At 43.3% G+C, this 22,052-nt stretch carries 18 protein-coding genes and 1 tRNA gene; 11 read left to right on the forward strand and 8 right to left on the reverse strand.

The genetic code is table 11. The features are described 5' to 3' along the window. Positions 1–26: 26 nt before the first annotated feature. Positions 27–740: an FkbM family methyltransferase gene (locus QUE62_RS01655; protein WP_286261892.1), complete on the forward strand. Its 714-nt coding sequence runs from the start codon at positions 27–29 to the stop codon at positions 738–740. Between the two features lie 29 nt (positions 741–769). Here QUE62_RS01655 and QUE62_RS01660 read toward each other — a convergent pair whose 3' ends face one another. Both QUE62_RS01660 and QUE62_RS01665 read right to left on the reverse strand, forming a co-directional pair. Continuing rightward, the gene (locus QUE62_RS01660; protein WP_286261894.1) at positions 770–3,925 is read right to left on the reverse strand and encodes a hypothetical protein; all 3,156 of its coding nucleotides are present in this window, start codon (positions 3,923–3,925) and stop codon (positions 770–772) included. Further along, on the reverse strand, positions 3,922–5,610 hold the full coding sequence (locus tag QUE62_RS01665) for a DUF2079 domain-containing protein (protein WP_286261896.1): 1,689 nt from the start codon (positions 5,608–5,610) through the stop codon (positions 3,922–3,924). The genes QUE62_RS01660 and QUE62_RS01665 overlap by 4 nt, the downstream gene beginning before the upstream one ends. 263 nt (positions 5,611–5,873) lie before the next feature. Between QUE62_RS01665 and QUE62_RS01670 the strand changes: the two genes are divergently transcribed. The 4 genes from QUE62_RS01670 (at position 5,874) to QUE62_RS01685 (ending at position 10,400) form a co-directional block, all read left to right on the forward strand. Then, positions 5,874–7,022, forward strand: a complete 1,149-nt coding sequence (locus tag QUE62_RS01670) for a glycosyltransferase family 4 protein (RefSeq protein WP_286261898.1) — start codon at positions 5,874–5,876, stop codon at positions 7,020–7,022. A 44-nt stretch (positions 7,023–7,066) separates the two neighbouring features. Next, positions 7,067–8,002: a UDP-glucuronic acid decarboxylase family protein gene (locus tag QUE62_RS01675; protein WP_286261900.1), complete on the forward strand. Its 936-nt coding sequence runs from the start codon at positions 7,067–7,069 to the stop codon at positions 8,000–8,002. 20 nt (positions 8,003–8,022) lie between these two features. Continuing rightward, complete coding sequence (locus tag QUE62_RS01680; protein ID WP_286261901.1) at positions 8,023–9,192, forward strand: nucleotide sugar dehydrogenase; 1,170 nt, start codon at positions 8,023–8,025, stop codon at positions 9,190–9,192. 113 nt (positions 9,193–9,305) lie between these two features. Beyond that, positions 9,306–10,400 (forward strand): MraY family glycosyltransferase, encoded by a 1,095-nt coding sequence (locus tag QUE62_RS01685; protein WP_286261904.1) that lies wholly within the window; start codon positions 9,306–9,308, stop codon positions 10,398–10,400. 165 nt (positions 10,401–10,565) lie between these two features. Here QUE62_RS01685 and QUE62_RS01690 read toward each other — a convergent pair whose 3' ends face one another. Both QUE62_RS01690 and QUE62_RS01695 read right to left on the reverse strand, forming a co-directional pair. After that, entirely contained in the window at positions 10,566–11,285 is a 720-nt protein-coding gene (locus QUE62_RS01690) for a recombinase RecT (protein ID WP_286261907.1), read from the reverse strand. Continuing rightward, positions 11,285–12,286, reverse strand: coding sequence for a YqaJ viral recombinase family nuclease (locus QUE62_RS01695; protein WP_286261909.1), 1,002 nt, complete (start codon positions 12,284–12,286; stop codon positions 11,285–11,287). Before QUE62_RS01695 ends, QUE62_RS01690 begins: the two co-directional genes overlap by 1 nt. A 107-nt stretch (positions 12,287–12,393) precedes the next feature. Between QUE62_RS01695 and QUE62_RS01700 the strand changes: the two genes are divergently transcribed. The 3 genes from QUE62_RS01700 to QUE62_RS01710 all read left to right on the forward strand — a co-directional run bounded on the left by QUE62_RS01700 (position 12,394) and on the right by QUE62_RS01710 (position 14,051). Beyond that, entirely contained in the window at positions 12,394–12,591 is a 198-nt protein-coding gene (locus QUE62_RS01700; RefSeq protein ID WP_286261910.1) for a hypothetical protein, read from the forward strand. 4 nt (positions 12,592–12,595) lie between these two features. Continuing rightward, positions 12,596–13,060, forward strand: coding sequence for a hypothetical protein (locus QUE62_RS01705; RefSeq protein ID WP_286261912.1), 465 nt, complete (start codon positions 12,596–12,598; stop codon positions 13,058–13,060). Between the two features lie 82 nt (positions 13,061–13,142). Then, entirely contained in the window at positions 13,143–14,051 is a 909-nt protein-coding gene (locus tag QUE62_RS01710; protein ID WP_286261914.1) for a hypothetical protein, read from the forward strand. Positions 14,052–14,245: 194 nt separating this feature from the next. Here QUE62_RS01710 and QUE62_RS01715 read toward each other — a convergent pair. The 3 genes from QUE62_RS01715 to tsaE all read right to left on the reverse strand — a co-directional run bounded on the left by QUE62_RS01715 (position 14,246) and on the right by tsaE (position 16,428). Next, a tRNA-Lys gene (locus QUE62_RS01715) sits at positions 14,246–14,321 on the reverse strand. 179 nt (positions 14,322–14,500) lie between these two features. After that, positions 14,501–15,874, reverse strand: coding sequence for an N-acetylmuramoyl-L-alanine amidase (locus tag QUE62_RS01720; RefSeq protein WP_286261915.1), 1,374 nt, complete (start codon positions 15,872–15,874; stop codon positions 14,501–14,503). After that, positions 15,871–16,428, reverse strand: a complete 558-nt coding sequence (gene tsaE / locus QUE62_RS01725; RefSeq protein ID WP_286261917.1) for a tRNA (adenosine(37)-N6)-threonylcarbamoyltransferase complex ATPase subunit type 1 TsaE — start codon at positions 16,426–16,428, stop codon at positions 15,871–15,873. Before tsaE ends, QUE62_RS01720 begins: the two co-directional genes overlap by 4 nt. Positions 16,429–16,474: 46 nt before the next feature. Here tsaE and queG point away from each other — a divergent pair, with 46 nt between their 5' ends. The 3 genes from queG to QUE62_RS01740 are packed head-to-tail and all read left to right on the forward strand — an operon-like array spanning position 16,475 to position 18,950. Beyond that, positions 16,475–17,692 (forward strand): tRNA epoxyqueuosine(34) reductase QueG, encoded by a 1,218-nt coding sequence (gene queG, locus QUE62_RS01730; RefSeq protein ID WP_286261919.1) that lies wholly within the window; start codon positions 16,475–16,477, stop codon positions 17,690–17,692. Positions 17,693–17,709: 17 nt separating this feature from the next. After that, positions 17,710–18,573: an AzlC family ABC transporter permease gene (locus tag QUE62_RS01735; protein WP_286261921.1), complete on the forward strand. Its 864-nt coding sequence runs from the start codon at positions 17,710–17,712 to the stop codon at positions 18,571–18,573. Beyond that, a complete protein-coding gene (locus tag QUE62_RS01740) occupies positions 18,570–18,950 on the forward strand; it encodes an AzlD domain-containing protein (protein ID WP_286224023.1) in 381 nt (126 codons plus the stop codon). The genes QUE62_RS01735 and QUE62_RS01740 overlap by 4 nt, the downstream gene beginning before the upstream one ends. A gap of 30 nt (positions 18,951–18,980) precedes the next feature. On the opposite strand, the gene QUE62_RS01745 is transcribed toward QUE62_RS01740, so the two are convergent. Then, complete coding sequence (locus tag QUE62_RS01745) at positions 18,981–22,046, reverse strand: FAD-binding and (Fe-S)-binding domain-containing protein (protein WP_286261923.1); 3,066 nt, start codon at positions 22,044–22,046, stop codon at positions 18,981–18,983. Between the last annotated feature and the right edge of the window lie 6 nt (positions 22,047–22,052).

The raw sequence follows: 22,052 nt of genomic DNA on the forward strand, positions 1-22,052 counted from the left end.
TTTTATTTAGAAATTTTTTTAAAAAAATGCTTAAGAATTTACAATTTAAAATAAGAAAATATGGAATAAGGACAAGTCTTAAATATGTCATATTAACTTTATTGAGCCAATTAAAGGCTAGTCTGTTTAATATATACGGTCAGCATAGCGAAGATTATATTTCAGAAAAACTACTCGGAGCGCCAGTAAAATTTTATATTGACATAGGCGCAAATCATCCGTCAAGATTTTCAAATACCAGAAGGTTCTATAACAAAGGTGCTCATGGTATTAACATTGAGCCTAATCCTTCTTTGCTTAAGCGGTTCCAAAAGAAGAGAAGGAGAGATTTAAATCTTTCAATGGGGGTGAGTTCTACGAATAGCGCTGAACTCGATTTTTATTCCTTTTCATTAGATACATTGTCAACTTTCGATAGTTCAGTGGCTCAGCACTATAGGGATTGTGGATTCAAACTTCAGGAAGTTATTAAGGTGCCAATTATTTCTCTTGAAAAGATCTTTCAACTCTATTGCGATGGAGTAAGTGTTGACCTACTAACTATTGATGTAGAGGGTTATGAGCTTAATGTCCTAGACTCTAATAATTGGGCAATTTATAGGCCAAAGCTTGTGGTGGTTGAGGTTGCTGATTTTGAGTCAGATGCAAACAGAATTGAGCAGGTCACAAACTTTATGAACAATGTGAATTACAGTTTGGCGTACTTTAACGGGTGCAATTCATTTTATTTACGTAAATAAATTTTATTGAATATGGTAATAATAGGTACCTAATCATTTTTTTGAGATAAGCTTGCTCTAAAAATTTGTGTTGCTACTTCCAGAAAAATCATCCATAACATAATGTTAGTGAGCTGGTCAGTAATAAATATAAGTTCTAATTTGAACATTGCGATTGCAAGTAATGAAATAGTGGAGAGGCATATAATAAAGGCGAAGATATAGGTATTGTGCGGATGATCAATCGTATTTAATCTAATTGCGAAATTGCGTGAACTTATTTTTTTTAGTATTGAATTAACGAGATAAGCGATCGCCAATCCACCGAAGGTAAAGAAATAATTTTCTGTAGTGCCTTCTGTTGACATTAGGCCGCAGAAGTACAGCAACATAGTTGCAACAAAAATATGGCGCAGACTTAAAAGTGGCTTCTGCAGAAGTTTTGAATTTATCCTTGATAATATTACGTGGAATCGTTTTTTAGCGACAAAAACTAATGGTGTAAGTAAAAGAAATGTCCAAAAGATAGGTGATAATGTGCGATTCTTCGTAGCTAAATCTGGTTCTTGGAATATCCATTTCTCGGACATCTTCAAACTCTCTGAGTGTATGTTGATTTGATCAACGTAAAAGAGTTTGTTTTCTATTGGGATTATTGGTTTTCTATTCGCAATAAGTGCCATACTTGTGCCGTCAATCAGTGGAACTGTCATGTTGAGACTGGCATAATCTAGTTGAAATTTTTTTTGATTAGCAAATACAAGATGGCCTTGAATATCTAATAGTGGGTATTTTGTTAATTGTTCTGCCGCTGAAATCATCTCCCAGCCAAGAACTGAAAAGCTAAGATTGAAAGAGCCTGAAGTTTCTACATCACTTTTTTTAAGCGCATCCAGAGTCCACTCTATAGACTTAAGGGTGCCTAATTTCGCCCTAGAATTATTCGACCCAAAATGCGCCGATATTGGAATATAAGTTGAACCTGCGTCACTCTCAAAACATATTTTCTTCTTTGTAATTAGGTTGGTCCAGTTTAGTTGAATTAAAAGTGGACACGGGTTAGTTTTTAAAAGTTCTTGACTAAACAAGTGGTTTAACCGAATCCCTAGTGCCCAGTTTAATGATGGGTATAAGCTTGTTATAAATTTAACAGGCTCATTGCTTAAATTTCCTGTAATTCTTCCAGGTGAAAGTGTTAGATTATTTGTCTGGTAGTTTAAGGCAATTGGAGTTGAATTAATTTCTATGTTTGTGGGCATACTAGTTTTAAATGCCTGTTCATAGTTAATCTTGGAGGGGGAAAATACAACCATCTCATGGAGTTTTAGATGGTAAGGGCCCGCTTTGGGCTGTATATTTAAGCTGATTTTTGAGATTATTTTTTTATTACTTAAAATTTTCAATGGCAAATTTGGAGTTACTTGGTGTTGTTCGATTCTTCCATCGAGCAAGAATAATGTAAGATAAATGTTCTCAATATAATCTGATCCTTCTTTAAGACCGAAAAAAAACCAAGATTCATTGTGTAGATGCTTATTTACAGGCCATAAAAATTCAATATTTTGAGATGTACCCTTGATATCTAAATGATTATTATCATTAGAAAGATTGCTTATAGTCCCATCGAGTTTTAACTCGGATCCATGTGAATATACTATTTTTGGATTTGATAAATTATTCTTTTTAGTAATTTTATCTATATCTTGTTGTTGAATTGGCCAACTGAACGGCGAAGCATTATTAAGCTCATTTATTCGATATGTTAATGATGTATCATACTCTGCGTAATTACTTTGGGTATTATTAAGGGCAAAAGTGGATAAGGGAAGATAAGCAATAACATTTGGATTATTTACAACATCAGGGGGTTGCAACAAATTAATCATTGGCCCCTTCCATCGCCTACTACCATCTTCTATACGGTCCACATAAATGGGGGTCAATAGACTGTAGGCTCTAACGCTCGTTAATTCTTTAATATGAATGGAGCAAGATGATTTACCAGGTGGAGGAATAAGGGATAATTCAAGATTTTTTATAGTTATATTATTTGTCTTGTTAAATCTATGTAGATTTAACAACATACGATTATCTAGGTTATTATATTGAACTATGCTAGGAACCAGTAATGAAGGTTGAGATTCATTATTTTTTTCGTAAAAAATTAGATTTTTTATTGGTTTGCTTTTTTGCAAAGTCTCGTTATCACCATCTATAAAAATTGATATTTCCCCAATATAAAAATTTTGCTTATTAAGGCCATTAAAGTTCTCTCCCCATGGGTTAGAATTTTCTATTTCAGGCGCCTCTTTTAGATTAAGTGTTACCCTCATTTTTCCATTCAATAATGCAACCAACTGAGGCTTATTAAACTTCAATATTATTGTGGAGAGACTATTCTCTTTGATCAATCTCACATTAATATGATTAATAGTTAAATCTGGAAGGAAATCAATATCAAGTTTTTCGATATTATTTGCTGGCACATGCAGTCGTCGTTGAAATATTACGCTCTTCTTGTCCTGTGTGGTATGCCAGCTATTATCTGGAGAAAAATTTAGGAGACGTTTTATATGATAAGAGCCGCCCCTTTTCTCTATAGCATCAATTTCGGCGTCAATAGTTAAAAAATGCCCGTGTGGGGCTAAGTTAGAAGGGGCAGAGCTATAGCGGAAATTATTGATATCTAGATCTATCCTAGGGATGCACAATGACTCTCCTATAATGGCAGCATAGTCTAGCTTAAGACCTTCTATGTTTTTACTAGACAGAAGGTCTAAGGAGCTCTTGGAGATTGGCCTTATAGTTAAAGGAGCTTCTGGTACTCCAATTTTTTTATTCCAATAATAAATAGAGTTAGAAAATTTCCATTGATTGTCACGGCGACCATCAATTGGCTCAAGATCGAATTTATGAGTATCAGTTAATCTTGATTCGTAGGCACTTTTAAGGGTAATCTTTGCATTGGCTAGTAAATTATTTCCATCTATTTGGCGGTTAGCTGGCAAAACAGTAAGACCTCGCATTCTATCCATATATGTTTTATTCGCTAAAGTCGGATCTTTTTTAGAAAAATTTGCATCATATGCAGGGATTGCATTATCAGAATATTCTCTTGCTGTCCCAGCCGAGTAATCCAAATGCGTCAAAAGAAAAAAAGCAATAATTAATTGAAGGTAATAGATTTTATTTTTTTTTTGATTCACAGTGACTTCCGTTCGAGAATCATAAACCCGTCATATTCATAAATTATTTTATAAAGAGCTTTCGTAGATTCAAGAATGGTCAAGAATTCTTTCTCTTTTTTTATATTTTGACATTTCCCATAGGCCCAATTACAACCTTGATCTACCAAAAAATAAGGACGCTTTAAGTCAATGAGAACAAAATGAGCGAATACTTCGATTTCTGAATTTTTTGAACGATACCCAGTCCTAACAAAATTCATAAAATCATCAATAGACCTGCTCGACCAGCTCACTATTTGATAAGGCTCAGTAATCCCCATGGGAAATGATAAATATGTGTTTCTTTGTGCCAGGTGAGTCCAATTTAACGTATTTTGTGTTGTAACTATAACTTTTGGATCGGTAGGTATGTATTCTAAAATTGCAGCCTTAATTGTTGAAGTTCGTTCATTTGGCACATAAGCACTCCACGAGTATGACCAGGATTTATTAGACCAAAATATACGTGAAATTGGTGATGTAGAAAGAATGATATTACCAAGAATAATCCAGGTAGTTAAGAATATGATGAATGAATTTCTTGCTTGTAAAGATTTATTTATTAAGGTATGCGTTGAGGAAAAAAAAATTTTCAGGTGAAATAGAATATCAATACAATTTTTTTCCAATAGTACCCATATTTTCTCGGCTCGACTTATGCTGATTGCGAAAGAAAAAATTACTGGAGCAATAAAGCCCGCCATATAATGGGTATTATAGTCATAATAGTTTGTTAAGCGTGAGAGTAGTGCAATTCCAAGTAGTGGAATAATTGGAATTAGTAATGATATTTTTAGAAGTGGAATAAATGCTAATGCAGCAAACGCAATAGTAAGATAAATTAATTTACTTGGTGTAGAAACTATTTCCCATGCGATGATATTTGGTTGAGAAATTATTGCTTTTATAATTTGACTTAATTCGCCCCCCAGCCAACCGAAAGCTTCATTGCTAAGTGCGCCCCCCCAGTTTTCGCGTGCAAAAAAGGGCAATAAATAGTGAATTGCAAAATAAAAGTATCCAAATCCAGCTATTACCAACCACATCCCGCCTGCAAACATCCATTTTCGATCTTGTTTACTGGGAGATGCATCCCAAATGTAATCTTTTTTAAAAAAAGCATAAATCATCAATATTCCACAAGCCGCTGCCTGCAAAGCAAAAGGTTCCTTAATGAAAATGAGAAGAGTTGCAAAAAATATCGCATATCCAACCCTCATCTTCATTAGGGAAAAATAAAATCCAAATAGCAATGGAACTGACAAATGATCAAAATGAAAGTCAAAAAGATTATTAATCCATAGGGGGAAAAATGCAATATATGCAAAAGTGGAAGGCCAGCCAAACTGACGATAAATTATAAATGTTGGCAGAATTAAAAAAGATGATTGTGATCCTATAAGTACATATGAAGTTATTGCGGCGGGGATTGCAGAATAAATCAGGCCATAGAGTAAGGCTATGCCATGTACATGCCCATTAAAGGCCAGTTGCCATTCATTGTTATAAGAAATCCTATATAGAGTATTCTCAAGAACTCCTAAGTCAAAGAAAGAAGAGTGAAGCGAGTATAATTTTAACATTGGAAGAAAAAAAAATACTGCCGATAAAAAATAAATAACGTCGATAATAAATAATTTTTTTCTACAAATCTGTCGTGGCATATGGTTATCTTATATTAAAATGATTTTTGTATACTTATTAATTACATTTATAGGCATAGCATATATTTTATAAATATGCCTCTCTAACAGTAGCTTCTTTCGCCGCCTATACTTTTTATGGTTACAGTAATCTTCATTTGAAATTGACAGGGAATAGATTTTAATTTCTACGTTTGTACACTTGAATTTTTGATTTAATATTCGCGAATAATTATAAATGACTAATTAATTTTTATTATTTTATAAAATAAAGGTTCTGAGCATTGGAAAAATTCCACAGATACAAGATAGGCGTTGACGCACGCTTACTATCTGAGCCACATACTGGGATAGGGCGCTATTTATTCGAAGTTTTGTCTCGTCTAGTCGATATGGGTCATGATTGGGTTTTGTATTCACATCGTCCGCTTGTGAACGGAGATTGGGCGTATAAAAAAAATGTTGCGGTTAAAACCTGCGCTTTTCAGTCGCGAGTTATGAGGATGATTTGGGCGCAATCAATTTTGCCATTGTGGGCGAAGCGAGATTCTATTGATATTTTTTGGGGCCCATCACATCGTATCCCCTACTTTCTGGAAGATCGTGTTGCAGTTGTGTTAACTATTCACGATTTGGTTTGGTTGCATGCCGGCGGCACCATGCGACCACTAAGTCGATACTTGGATTCTAGGCTGATGCCATATGCCATTACCAGAGCTGATCGGATTATTACTGTTTCAAAGCATACGGCCAAAGATGTAGAAAATGAGTTTCCTATCCCCTCTGGTAAAGTTCAGCCAATACATTTGGGGGGGAATATATCTGCAATGCATGATCAATCGGTTAGCCTTTCAACGCTTGGGATTAATCATGACTATTTTTTATTTGTAGGCACGATAGAGCCACGAAAGAATTTACAAAGATTGATTGAGGCGTTTTCTCGTATTCCGGATTCTGACGTAGGGTCCGTAAAGTTGGTAATAGTCGGCGGCAAAGGCTGGGGTAGTGTTGATGTTGCCGCACTTGTTGCTCAATATAATATTCAAAATTCGGTCCTAGTTCTTGGATATGTTTCGGATGATGTTTTAAATCTTTTGTATAAATCAGCTCTTTTTCTGGTGATGCCTTCACTTTATGAGGGATTTGGATTGCCTCTACTTGAGGCGCTTTCAGTTGGCACTCCTGTCCTAACATCTAATTGTTCATCTATGCCGGAGGTGGTTGGAGATGCTGCAATCTTAGTGGATCCTTATAGTGTGGACTCTATTAAAATGGGTATTCAAACTATGCTTAGTAATCCAACACTTAGAGTTAAGTTATCTGAAATTGGATTGAAACAAGCTGCATTATTCAGTTGGGATAAAGCTGCCGATTTAACTTTAAAAATATTTCAAGAGGCAGTTCTAACTAAGAGATTTAAGAATCAGCTATAGTCTCTCGAGACTTTGTAGTAATAATTATTAATGACTAACAAATTATGAACAAAATCCTCATCACCGGTGGAGCTGGATTTTTAGGCTCTCATCTGACTGAACGCTTGGTTCGGGAGGGTAATGATGTTTTGGTAGTGGATAACTTTTTTACTGGCAACAAACAGAACCTTGCGCACTTGATGGGTAACCCTAATTTGGAGATCATGCGCCATGATGTGACCTTTCCTTTGTATGTCGAGGTCAATCAGATCTATAACTTGGCGTGTCCCGCCTCTCCAGTGCATTACCAATACGATCCCGTGCAAACCACCAAAACTAGCGTACATGGCGCCATTAATATGCTGGGTTTGGCGAAGCGCACGAGAGCACGTATTTTGCAAGCCTCTACGAGTGAGGTCTATGGTGATCCAGAGGTGCATCCTCAACCCGAGGGCTATTGGGGTAGGGTGAATCCGATTGGCATTCGGTCCTGTTATGACGAGGGTAAGCGCTGTGCTGAAACCCTATTTTTTGACTACTTTCGCCAACACCAAACCGATATCAAAGTGGTCCGTATCTTCAACACCTATGGCCCAAAGATGCATCCCAATGATGGCCGGGTCGTGAGTAACTTTATCGTACAGGCCTTGCAAGGTAAAGACATCACGATTTATGGAGACGGTTCTCAGACCCGAAGTTTTTGCTATGTCGATGACCTAATCGACGCCATGGTCAGAATGATGAACTCAGAGAAGGGTTTTACTGGCCCCGTTAATATTGGCAACCCCGGAGAGTTCACCATGCTCGAGCTTGCCGAGATGGTTCTCAAGCTTTCTGGCAGTAAATCCAAGATTATTCATCAACCATTGCCATCGGATGATCCGAAGCAGCGTCAGCCCAATATTGATTTAGCTAAAGCCAAATTAGGGTGGGAGCCCAAGGTATCCCTTGAGGATGGCCTGAAAGAAACGATTGCTTATTTCAAAATAATATTGGTTTAATTTAATTCTCAGGATTGATTATGAAAATTGCTGTGGTTGGCACAGGTTACGTTGGTCTGTCAAACGCTATTTTGCTCTCTCAGAATCATGAGGTTGTTGCATTAGATATTGACCTAAAAAGAGTCGAAAATCTCAATAAAAAAATACTACCGATTCATGATGAAGAGATGATTGATTTCTTACGCAAGAAACCACTCAATTTGAGGGCTACCTTAGACAAGTCTGAAGCTTACATAAATGCGGATTATGTCATTATTGCCACCCCAACTGACTATGATGAAATAACTAACTACTTTAATACTAGTTCGATAGAGTCGGTTGCAAAAGATGTATTACTAATGAATCCCAGTGCAGTTATGGTGATTAAATCTACTATACCTGTTGGGTATGTGAAAAGTTTGCGAGAAAAATTAAATTCCCAAAATATTATATTTTCGCCCGAGTTTTTGCGGGAAGGCAGAGCCCTCTACGACAACCTATATCCATCCCGAATTATTGTTGGCGAAGTTTCTGAGCGAGCAATAGTTTTTGCAAATTTGCTAAAAGAGGGTGCCATCAAGAAAGATATTCCCACTCTTTTTACTGGTCCCACAGAGGCCGAGGCGATTAAATTATTTGCTAATACTTATCTAGCAATGCGGGTGGCATATTTCAATGAAATTGACACTTATGCAGCACTTCACGATTTAGATACACAAGACATCATAAAGGGAGTGGGTTTGGATCCCAGGGTTGGTACTCACTATAACAATCCATCTTTTGGTTATGGCGGCTATTGTTTGCCAAAGGATACAAAGCAGCTTTTGGCAAATTATGATGCCGTGCCGCAAAACCTAATTCAGGCTATTGTTAGTTCAAATTCAACCCGCAAAGACTTCATTGCAAATGAAATTCTTAAAAGAGAGCCAAAAACCGTAGGAATTTATCGGTTGGTGATGAAGGCTGGTTCTGATAATTGGCGAGCATCAAGTATTCAGGGAATTATGAAGCGAATTAAGGCCAAGGGTATAAATGTCATCATCTACGAGCCAATGTTTTCCGATGATAGTTTCTTTAACTCAAAGGTTATTAAAAACTTTGAGCAGTTCAAGGATCAATCAGATTTAATTATTTCAAATCGGATGAGCTCAGAATTAGAGGATGTGTGTAGTAAGGTGTACACAAGAGATTTATTTGGCAGCGACTCTTAGGTATCTTTGCACTACCAGTAGATAACATTCAAACGATACGGTAGTAGTTTTTTTATACCCTGTAGATATTAGTAATTCTTTTTGCAACGATTGAATTGCTATAAAATTAATAAATGTCAGTTTTAATTCTCGCATTCCTTAGTTGCCTTTTTGTGACACTCTTAATAGTTCGCTCGGCCCATCTCCACAAGCGTTTTACAGCTGATTCTGATCTATTAGGAGTGCAAAAATTTCATAGTGTTGCTGTTCCGCGCGTGGGTGGGGTGGGCATTATTCTTGGGACACTGGTAGCTCTGACTGCCCGCTACTTTCAGAATTCCGAGATTGCCACCTTTGGCCTCCTTTTACTCTTTTGTGCATTACCAGCTTTTTTATCTGGCTTAACGGAAGATATCACCAAAAAAGTTGGCATCAAGATCCGGCTCTTAGCCACTATTTTTTCGGCGGGTCTTGCCGGCTTTTTTCTTAATGCATGGCTTGGTAGTCTTCAGATATTTGGCATTGATAATTTGATGTTGACATATCCCATTGTAGCCATTGCAATTACGTGCTTCGCAGTGGGTGGGGTGGCAAACGCATTTAACATCATTGATGGTTATCACGGCCTATCAGCCATGGTTGCCGTCATGATCTTAGCTGGAATCACATATGTTGCCTTTCAGGTGGGGGATCATGCGATCATGATTGCGGCTTTGGCTATGATTGGTGCCCTTGCTGGTTTTTTGGTCTGGAACTATCCGCGGGGCTTGATCTTTTTGGGTGATGGCGGGGCCTATTTAGTCGGTTTCTGGATTGCTGAGCTTTCTGTGTTGTTAACAGTTCGCCACCCCGAGGTATCCAAGTGGTTCCCACTGCTTTTATGTTTTTACCCTATCTTTGAAACCTTGTTTACTATCTATCGCAGGGTTATTGTGAAGCGCACTCATCCCGGAATGCCCGATTCCTCGCATTTACATCAGTTAATTTATATGCGGATTGTACGTTGGGCGATCGGTGGTCATGATGTGAGGTTAAAAACTCAGCAAAATGCAATGACTTCCCCTTATTTATGGGTGCTCGCGTTGTTAACTGTTATTCCAGCGATCTTATTCTGGCGCTATCACATGGTACTTAAGGGATTTGCAGTCTTGTTCGCCATTAGCTATGTTTGGCTCTATTGGAGTATTGTCCGGTTTAAGGTGCCTCGTTGGCTATCCGTCAGGCGCTAATTATTTTGATAAGTTATATTAACCTTAGGGCTCTCTAATATTTGTAAAAATGACTATCAATTAATGAATTAAAGGCCGTAACTCTTCAACTATCCAATAAAGATATACAAAAAAGCGTGGAGATTATTTTTATAAGATCTGCAGCTTTCGTTCTTACAGAATTAATCAGCCTGTACAGTGAGCTAATTTTCCTCTTAGAACTTCTTTTGGATTATTGTGAGCTTGATCATTTTTTATTACTCTCTTGAGCTTTGTATTGGCGAGATTTAAAGAGGTAATCTGAATTACCTCGCTAATCCCAAACGCTAGGCGGGCGCACTGCTGTAAGGTTTTATGCCGCAGCATCCTTCGAGGCATAATCGTCCATACAGGGTGTTCAGTTTTAAGTTCTGCAAAGTACTCCCGTACCGTGATTGGGTGGGTAAGATCACCTCGATAGATGGTGCATTCCATCCAGATCGGAATGCCCGCTTCGGTTTCGGTAGCTTCGCTAAACGTGAGTCCTTCAAAGGACGATTCTCGGTGAATCAGTGCAATCCAACCATCAATCGGAATGTAGATGTCCCACAGATTTTCAGTATTGGACTCCCATGCTATATGGCCGAGAAGCGGATTGAGTTTGTAGCGTTTGGCGATAATCAGAATAGTTTCTAAAACTTTGTTGGGAATTGGAGTGTGTTGTGCCCAGTCGGCGAATTCTTTGGTGACAACCCCGAGAATGTTCGCCACCTCGGCAACCAATTTTTCTATTTCATAAGAATCATCCAATTGTTTTTTGTTGATGATTAAGGTTTTTTGTTTGGATTTTTCTTCCTGACGTTTTTCGTTTGTAGGTAGTTCATCCGATAAATCTTCTGCGAGATCCATGATCGATACGGTCTTCATTAGAATGCTTCCTCACACACTATATTTTCTTGCCAAAGGTCGTTAGGTAGGTCTTTTACCACGAAGCGCCGACTATTTATGACGGAGTGTTGATAAGCCCTTACCAGCTCCGGATGATCCAGACTCAAGCGTTTGGTATCCACTCGATAACTGGGCTTGGGGGCTTTCCACGTAATAACAGGCCTACCTAGGTAAGTAAGTACTTCGGCATCGGCCATGGTTTCCATCAGCGTTTGCTTGATGGCTTCCATTTGCTCTTCGTCGGCTTGGACTTGCAATTCTATGGACTTGAGTTGTTTGATTAATGCAATTGTTTCGCGATTTGCTTCTATTGATTTTCCAATACTGGCTTGCCGAAAGAGTGCTTGGCAGTCATTGATCGATTCTGGTTTGGGTGGAATATCTTTTTTCACATGCTCGGTCCAAAAGAAAACAGCCTTTTCAAACAATAACTTCTCGAGCTCAATATCACGAGTAATCGTATAGACCCGAAGATCCGATCCACCTAAAAGAACGGCAACATCAATTTCAGGTAGATTTGTAATGCCCAAGTACCACAAGCATTGGCATAGGTAGGGCAGGGGAATTGCATCGGTTCCTGGTTCGCCCCACTCACTTTGGCTATAGTGATTGGCGGTTTTGCACTCCAAGAGTTTCTTAGCATTGAGCGTTCCATAATTATTAAATAGCGGTTGATCCTTTTGATTCAATACAAAGCGATCGATGTGGCCAATGCAAAAAGAATGCCCAGGATGAGCCAGGCCCCCGGGATACTCAACCACATGCTCACCGTTGAGTAGAGCGTATTCATCGGCAATAAATGATTCGGCGAAAGAACCAAAGCGCAGGGCAAAACTATCTTTGGTATCAACTTTCTTACCCGTCTTCTCGAGCCATACGTCCATCGCCGAGCGGTACTTCGAGACCCCCAGAATCGCCCCAATATCGCTACCACCTAGGAAACCAGCGCGATTATGTGTAAAATCTTGATTATTAAGCATTTTTATGTTCCTTTTTATAATAAATTAGTTCTTTAATGAACTAATTTAGTTCATTTTAGGATATATTTGGTTTGATTACAAGTGCTCAAATAAGAGGTGCAAGAGCTATGTTGGATTGGTCTCGCGATGATCTATCCAAAAAATCTGGAGTTGGAATCTCAGCACTAATGCGCTTTGAGGCTTCGGAAGGCGTGCCCGCAGGAAAGATTCAGACTCTCCAATTGGTACAGAGTGCTTTTGAAAAAGCTGGAATTGAATTTATCGGCACCCCCGAATCCCAAGCGGGCGTTCGATGGAGGCGATAGTTTCATGCCAAATCCTCATCAACAATTAGTACGTAACCAAATTCGCCAGGCTGGCTTTCCGATTGACTATCGCCAGCAGGCCGAGCAAAAAATCCTTGATGCTATTTGGAATATCCGGGTTCAGCGACGAATTGCTAAAAATTTATATAGCGCAGAAAATAATTCAAAAATAGGTGATCGTACCCCGCAGGTAGGCGCTGGTCGTCCCTCTAAAAGCGCACAAACCACCTATCTCATTAGTGTCTTAAATACCGTGTGGATGAGGGGTATGAGTAAGAAGCCATCGGTCAATCGGCGCGACTTTCGGGATAGTCGCTTTGTGATCTTTGCCGAACCGATTCTGATGAGCCTTGGCATTTTTAACATCATTGATAACCTCAATGACTTTAAATCTTACCGTAAACGCCTCTCTCGGATCATTGACCGTCGCAGTTCAGTGCTGGTAACCATGAAAAAGATTAATTTATAGATCGCCCAAGAATTAATCCGTGAGTTTTGGCAAAAACTCACTCTACGCTTAATTACCTATATTTGAGAGAAAGGTAATTAATATGAAAATCCAAATCCTTGGTCGCACCGGCCCAAAAAGTACTAAAGGCAAGACTATTTCTAGTCTTAATGCCGTCAAACACGGCGGCTATGCCAAAACCAAGATCCTTCCCTTTGAAGATGCGGGAGAGCGCAAGCGCCTCGAGCGTGAGCTCTATCGAGCCTTAGGCCCACAAGATGCGGTTGAGGAAGACTTGGTCGATCGCATGGCCGATAGCTATTGGAACCGTGAGAGATTTATCCTACGTCTAGCGATGAAGCAAGAGGGTATTTTTCGGCAACTTACTCCAATAGCACTTGCCCAGCTTATTGATATTCCAGCTGTCTACCAATCGTTTGCTCCGGATTACTTGAAGGAGCCCAATACTCGATTTTCGAAAAGGGAATTGCAACCCTTACGACACCAATACGCGGACTATCAGCATCTCATCAAAAATTCTAAGGGGATTCAGAACTACCAGATGGTGTTTGGTTCGTATAAAGACCTCTTTCAGGGAGTGCATGATTTCGTGGGACTCGATTACAAGGTTCCTTTTTTAAATCACGATCGCAAAGGGATCCAGATTGCCTGGCAACAGCAACCCAAAAAAGTGGAAGAAGTGCTCTTAGCCTATGCAGCGCATTTGTATTACAAAATAAATTTTGATACTTTACGCCCCGCGATTCGGGTAGCCATGTCCTCATGGTTCTTTTTGCAGCGGATTGAGCGACGCGAGAGTGACATGCAAGATGAGATGGTGGTTAAGGAAATTGCCCGCTATCAGTCGTATTTGACGCAACTCATGAATTACCGCAAGGCGTGTAGAGCAGCAGCTATTACAAACGTTGTGGCAAGCTCGAACCCAACCCACTCATCTTCGAGCGCCCAACGAAACGAAATAGCAGAATCAACAGAAAAAACAAAAACTTAGGTATTTTTTAGAATTAAAAAATACCGCGTTCTTTAATAATTTAGACTCAAATATTGATCCACCCAAGAGACTGCTTGGGTGGATTTGACTGATGCCAAATCTTTCAAAGTATGTACTTATACTTAAGCAAGGATTTGAACCATTTGCCTAGTATCGTGTGTAAACCATGTGACCGGTTTACACCCGCTTTGTAATGGTGGGTCGGGCGAGACTCGAACTCGCGACCAACGGATTAAAAGTCCGCTGCTCTACCGACTGAGCTACCGACCCAGTGTGGTGTTGCTAGATTCAAAACTGAACGAGCAAGAAATTCGCCAAATAAGAACACTGTATGAAACCGTTTTAATTCATGATATTTGGCAAAACCAAGATTATAGCAAGATGTTGGTAGTCTACTGGGTCCCCCGTTTTTGATTTCTGGCATATCTTCAACTGACGGTGAATTGCCCCTAGCCACGCCGTGCCATGGGTGGGTTTTTGGCAAAGTAATCCTTAATGCCCGCCAAAATGGCTTCGGCAATCCGCTCCTGGTAGTTCTCGTCATTGAGCTTTTTCTCTTCTTGGGGATTGCTAATAAAAGCCGTCTCAATCAAGATCGATGGAATGTCGGGGGCCTTTAAGACTGCAAAGCCCGCTTGCTCGACGCGGTTCTTATGCAGTGGCGCAAAGTGACCAATGTTGCGTAAGACCGAGTTACCCACCCGTAAAGAATCGTTAATCTGGGCTGTGGTCGACATATCAAGGAGTAAATGCGCCACTTGCTTATCTTTAGTTTTAATATTGATCCCACCAATGAGATCGGAGGCATTTTCTTTATTGGCCATCCAGCGTGCTGCAGAGCTCGTTGCTCCTTGTTGGGAGAGGGCAAAGACGGACGCTCCCTTGGCATGCGGCTGAATAAACGCATCCGCATGAATGGAAATAAATAAATCGGCCTCCACTTGCCGTGCTTTAAAGACGCGGCGATGCAGGGGCACAAAGTAATCGCCATCGCGGGTTAAAAAGGGCCGCATTGAGTCTTCTTGATCGATCTTGTTCTTTAAGCGCTTGGCAATCGAGAGCACAATGTTTTTCTCGTGCGAGCCGCGTGCGCCAATGGCGCCTGGATCTTCGCCCCCGTGACCAGGGTCAAGTGCCACCGTAATTAAGCGCTTAAATGGAATGCGCTGGGTGTTAGCAGTGGTAGCGCTTGGTGGACTTTGTTGGGTTGTACCGGGACCACCCTTTTTACTGGGGGCGGCGTCTTTCTTGGCAAAGGCCGCGATGGGGTCTTCTTCCGTAGCCATCCCTTTTGGATTTTTCGCTTGTTCTTCTGAGAGCAACTTCTCTTTTCTGGCGGATTCTTTGACGAGTTGCATGAGGGGATCAGGGGGATTGGTGGGGTAGAGGTCAAAGATCAAGCGGTACTGGTACTCAGCGATTGGCTCAAGAGTGAAGAGCTGAGGCTTGACCGCTTCTTTGAGATCAAATACGAGTCGCACCACCGTTGGCTGAAATTGTCCCACCCGAATTTGCGCCACGTACGGATCATTGGGTTTGACCTTCGCAACCAAATCTTTCAAGGTGGGGTTTAGTTCCAAACCATCGATGTCGACCACCAGTCGATCGGGACCTGTGAGTAGTTGATGAGAAATCGGCAGTGCCTTATCCGACTCCAGGGTAATGCGCGTGTAATCCTCCGAGGGCCAAATGCGCACCCCTAAGAGTTTGGCGCCGCTATTGGCTTGCACCAGTTCACTCTCAGTCAGCAAGAGATAGAGCACACCGAGTGAGCCCATCGATTGCAGCCCTTGCGAAATCATCTGGCGACGTTTGGGGTTCATGGATTGATTGATGATTGGGTGATGAGGGATTGAAGGACGGCTTCACCCTTTGGGGTCTGTGCGGCAATCTCAACCGTTCTCGCAAGCTCCGATTGCATCTCTTGAGGATGAATCAGGGTGATCGCCAGATCCATGGTGGGAAGCGTGTGCTCGGCTTTCTCTGGCCACTCAATAATGCACAGAGTCGGGTATTCGGAATGCGTGAAGTGCTCTAAGAGACCAGCATCGACCCATTCCTCTGGGCTTTGCATGCGGTAGAGATCAAAGTGAAAGACGTGGAGTGCTTGCTTGGGTAAATCCAAAATGTGCTCTTCACAGAGGCTATAGGTCGGACTTTTGACCTTGCCCGGATAGCCCATCGCTTGGAGAAGGTAACGGGTGGCGGTGGTTTTGCCCGCTCCCAGGTCCCCATGAAGACTCATAAAGAGTGATTGAGGTTTTTCAGGGGTGGAGGTATAAAACGCAAGGATTGCATTGGCGAGCATTTGTACCGCCTCTGCAGTAGCCTTCTCATCTTTACAATGGATCGTATGGTTGATTGCCAAGCGCGTCATGACCTCGTGCGTTCACACTCATTTAGGGATGGATTCTAAAGTGCCCATGCATTCTCACGCATTTTCGCAAGAATTGCACACCCAGTGGGGAACCTTGCGTACTTGGCTCAATACCCGTGCCAAGGAGTTGGGTTTTGGGGAAGTACGCATTACCGATACCGATGTCAGTCATGCTCACCCTCATTTAGTGAAGTGGTTAGAGGAGGGTCGTCATGGCCAGATGGCCTATATGGAGCGCCATAAGGATCTGCGTTCCGACCCTGGTCTTTTGCAAGCAGGCGCGATTCGTAGCATTTGCCTCACCATGCCGTATTTGAGTGAGCGAAGTAAGTTTCATGAGCAGCATGGGCAGCCTGAGCCGCATGAGATAGATGCGTCTTCAGTCGAGCAACTGCTTCAGTATGAAGAAAAGCGTCTCTTAGAGAGCAATCAAGCGGTGGTGTCGCTATACGCCAGAGGGCGGGATTATCACAAGGTGATTCGTTCGCGTTTACAAATTTTAGCTATGGAACTTGAAGAAAAACTACAAGCTGCGTTCAGTGAACCAAATCATTCTTTGCAATACCGCGTCTTTACCGACTCCGCACCGCTCATGGAGGTGGAGTTGGCGCGCAAAGCCGGCTTGGGTTGGCGGGGCAAGCACACCTTACTGCTTAATCGCGACTCCGGATCGTTTTTCTTTTTAGGCGAAATCCTCATTAACGTTCCACTGCCAATCGATGCGCCTATGGAGGCGCATTGTGGCTCGTGTCAGGCGTGCATCGACATCTGCCCTACAAAGGCGATAACGGCTCCTTATCAATTGGATGCCAGGCGTTGCATTTCCTATTTAACGATTGAGCATCGTGATGCAATCCCCGTGGAGTTTCGGAGCACCATAGGTAATCGCGTCTATGGCTGCGATGATTGTCAACTCGTATGCCCTTGGAATAAATACGCCCAGCTCTCGACCGTAGCGGATTTTGGGGAGCGAAATGGATTGGGAAGCGCATCACTACTGGAACTCTGGAGCTGGAGCGAAGCCCAGTTTATCGAGCGCCATGCGGGTAGCGCCATTTTGCGCATTGGCTATGAGCGCTGGCGACGCAATCTAGCCGTTGCTCTGGGAAATGCTTTGGCATCGAATCTTGATGATGAAGTAAAGAGGGAGATTGTTTGGCACTTACAAGAGGCCTTACCGTGCGCAAGCCCATTGGTCGCCGAGCATATCTCTTGGGCACTCAGTCGAGATAGCTCACAAGATCCCCAAGGGTCAAGCCGCTAAAATAGGGTAGATCCACTATGAGTACACCGCCCATCCATTCGAACGATGTATCTAAAACGGGTGCTGAGCGTCCGGCTGATCGGGTGGTGAGCGAAATCGATGCGCTCGAGTCTCATGAGAAGGCGCTTCAATCGCCATCTAATTCGCCTATCACTCCGCGCTTTACTAGCGCGCACGATGCCTTTTGGAGTGGGGTGCGCGATGCGCGAGGTGCCCCTGCCATGGTGCTCTTTGCTGGCATGGTGGGCTTTGGGGCGATGGGGCGCACCAATGGCTTTGATTTATGGTTTACCACCGCAACAAGCTTTTTGATGTTTGCTCTTCCCGGTCAGATTGTGATGCTCGAGATGATTTTAGTAGGCGCTTCATCGCTCACGATTGCGCTTGCGACCACTCTCACCGCAACCCGCTTTGTGACCATGACCGCCACGTTGTTTCCGATGCTCCATGAGCGCGATCGCAATAAGGCGCTCTATGCCAAAGTGCACCTTCTAGCAATGACCGCGTGGGCAGTTTCTTTGAAAGAATTCCAAACGATTGAACCTAAGCATCGTCTAAGTTACTTTGTAGGGCTTGGGATCTTGTGCTGGTTAATTTCAGTACCCGGAACGATTGTGGGATTTTTAATTGCGGGCTCGGTCCCTATGCCCATTACTTTGGGACTCATCTTTATTAATCCCCTCTTTTTCTTGCTCACCTTTACCGAGATTAAGGTGAGCGGCTATCGCTTGGCCATTCTTCTAGGCAGCATTGCCGGCCCCATCTGTTATTTGCTCGATCGCGATACGAGCCTGTTAACCGCCGGACTGATTGGCGGTACTTTGGCCTACTGGATCGATCGGCGTTGGATCAGGCGCTATGACCGAAAGGTGTCTTCATGAGTGTGACAGCATCTCTAGCCCAAAACCTCGATACCGCCTTTGCGATTCAACAGGGGTGGGGCGCATGGCTTGCGCTTTTGGCAGCGTCTCTTGGAACTTATGTGTGCCGCGCGGTGGGGGTGATGCTCTCGGGGCAAGTCAGCCAAGATAGCGAGTTCTTTCGCTGGCTTTCCGCAGTGACCTATGCGATGGTGGCAGCACTCACGATTCGCTTGATTTTTTTACCGATTGGGCTCTTAGCTACGGTGCCGCTCTATCTGCGTATTCTGGTGTGCATCTTGGCTCTGGGGGTGATGCTCTCCAATCCCAATCGGCGTTTGGTGCCGGCATTGCTCACCGGTACTTTATTGATGGTCACGATTGGTGTGATGCGGTAATTCGTGACCCCAATCTCTAAGTTACTCGACTTAATTCAAATGCTGTTCTAAAACCTTCGCAATATGCACTGCCTCGCGACTTGCCCCATCGGCGATTTGGTGACGACAGCTGGTGCCATCAGCGACCACGATTGCATTGGGCTCCTTGCGAATACGTGGCAATAAACTAAGTTCTGCCATTTGTTTGGAAGCCTCGATATGCTCCACCTCATACCCGAAGCTACCCGCCATGCCACAGCACGAGGATTCAATTAGTTGGGGGTTGGCATTCGGAATGAGTTTCAGTAATTCAAGGGCGGGGCTCACGGCCGCAAAGGCTTTTTGATGGCAATGGCCATGTACCAAAATCGGCTGAGCGGACTCTTTGAAGTTCGGCACAAACCGATTGGCTTTGTGTTCGCTGGCTAAAAACTCTTCAAGGAGTTGGGCCTGCTTACTCACGACTTGCGCAGCGTCACCCAGACCCATGGTGAGCGCTTCATCGCGAAGCGTAAATAAGCAAGAGGGCTCTAGACCCACAATCGCTATTCCTTCTTTTGCATAGGCTGCTAAATGGTTAACAAGTACTGAGAGTCGTGTCTTCGCCTCATTCACCATACCGGATGCTAAGTAGGTGCGACCACAGCAAAACGGCTTTTGTTCATCTTGATCGTTTGCAGGTTGCGCCACATGAACCGCGTAGCCCGACTTTTGGAAGAGGGCGAGCGCCGCTTGCAAGTTCTCATTCTCAAAATAGGCATTAAAGGTATCGGCAAAGAGCACGACGCGCTTGTCGTGCTTGGCGAGTTCCTCAGGCGTTGCAAATGGCAGGGGTACTTGATTCCAAAAATGCTTGCTTTTCCACACTGGCAAGGAACGCTGAGCGCTAATTCCGGTAAACCACTCTTGGAGCTTGGCCAAAAGTGGGATATGGTTACGTAAATTCATGAGCGCTGGCAAACCAGGAATGCGTGCAATGATGGGGGCGTAGTTGGGCAAATGGGCCACTAAGCGATCACGTAGGGTATGGCCAAAGCGCTCTTTGTATTGCGCCAAATACTCAATTTTCATTTTGGCCATATCCACGCCCGTGGGGCACTCACGTTTGCAGCCTTTGCAACTCACGCACAAATCCATCACCTCTTTCACTGCTTGGGTGGCGAGTGGCAAATGAGCAGGAGGTGTATCACTCGTACTCGTAATTTGCCCTGAGATCGCAAGACGTAAGGTGTTGGCACGACCGCGGGTGAGATCTTTTTCATTGCGGGTGATGCGATAACTCGGGCACATCACATCGGCATCAAACTTACGGCAATGCCCGTTGTTATTGCACATCTCAATCGCTTTGGCTAAGCCTTGCGCAGGATCGCCACCGGTACCTGCTGCGGTAACAGCTTCGGTCACAGGATTGTTTTGCACATTCCAGGCGGACCAATCGAGCTTCGGTTGAACAGTAATGACCTGATAGGAGGGTGGATAACGAAAGTAAGCGCTGTCATCCATCTTGGGGGGATTGACGATCTTGCCGGGATTAAGAAGCCCTTTGGGATCAAATTGTGTTTTGATCTTGGCAAGCGCCTCGGTAATCTTGGGACCAAATTGCCAGCTAATCCACTCCCCCCGGCACAGACCATCGCCATGCTCGCCACTAAAGGCACCTTTGTATTTGCGCACGAGCTCCGCCGCTTCTTCTGCAATCGCGCGCATCTTGAGAGCCCCATCGCGGCGCATATCCAGAATCGGGCGCACATGGAGGGTGCCGACTGAAGCGTGGGCATACCAGGTGCCGCGCGAGCCATATTTACTGAAGACCTCGGTCAAGGCTTGGGTGTAGTCAGCTAAGTACTCTAGGGGCACCGCACAATCCTCAATGAAGCTCACCGGCTTACCATCACCCTTGAGACTCATCATGATATTGAGCCCTGCTTTACGCACTTCCCATAAGTTCTTTTGCATCGCCGCGTCGGGCATCATCACGACCGACCCAGGTAAACCCAGATCACTCATGAGGGTGTTGAGATCTTGAAGTTTTTGTAAGAGTGGAGCATGCTCATCGCCGCTAAACTCCACGAGCAAAATGGCATCGACTGTTTTGGCGTTCGCATCCACGAGCGCGGTCTCAATGGTTTTGCGAAACGCCGGGTTATTGCGCGAGAGATCGATCATGGTACGATCGACGAGCTCCACGGCAGTAGGCCCTAACTTCACGATGTGCTGGGCGCTATCCATCGCTTGATAAAAACTCGCAAAGTTCACGACCCCTAAGACCTTATGCTTGGGTAAGCGCGCAAGTTTGAGTGTTAAGGATTTGAAATAGGCTAGGGTGCCTTCACTACCTACGAGTAAATGAGCAAGATTGACACTGTTATCCAAGGTGTAGGGCAACTCACTTTGCGGATGAAAGACATCCAAGTTGTAGCCTGCTACTCGGCGCATCACTTTAGGCCAATGTGCGTCAATCTCCGGTTTTAGATCGTCCACCAAGTGCTTAACGTAATCTCCCAATACTTTGGCACGGCCCGCACTTTCGGAATATGCTTCAAAAGAGGCAAGCTCTCCATCAGCAAGCCAGGCATTAATCCCTAAGACGTTGTGCACCATATTGCCGTAGGCAATGGAGCGGCTACCACACGAGTTATTGCCTGCCATGCCGCCAATGGTGGCTTGCGCTGCTGTGGAGACATCAACCGGATACCAAAGCCCATGGGGTTTAAGGTGGGCATTGAGATGATCCAGCACCATACCTGGTTCCACCTCTACCGTAGCGTGATCCGGATCACTGAGATCAGAAGAGAGGATCTTACGAAAGTGTTTGCTGTTATCAATCACGAGTGCAGCACCCGTGGTCTGGCCGCATTGACTGGTGCCGCCGCCTCTGGGTAAAACGGGAATACCTGACTCATTTGCAACTTCAAGAGCCACTTCAATATCCTGCGACGATTTAGGAACGAGAACTGCTACCGGAAATTGTTGGTAGATCGATGCATCAGTCGCATAGCGCCCACGACTAGCACCATCAACCAAGACCTCGCCCTCAACATGCTGTTGGAGCTTGGTGGAAATCTCAGGCGGCAGACTGCTTAGAGTAAAGCTGGGATCGGGTGCAATTTTGGTCATGAATCA

It is taken from the genome of Polynucleobacter sp. HIN9 (assembly GCF_030297635.1).
Lineage (GTDB): Bacteria > Pseudomonadota > Gammaproteobacteria > Burkholderiales > Burkholderiaceae > Polynucleobacter.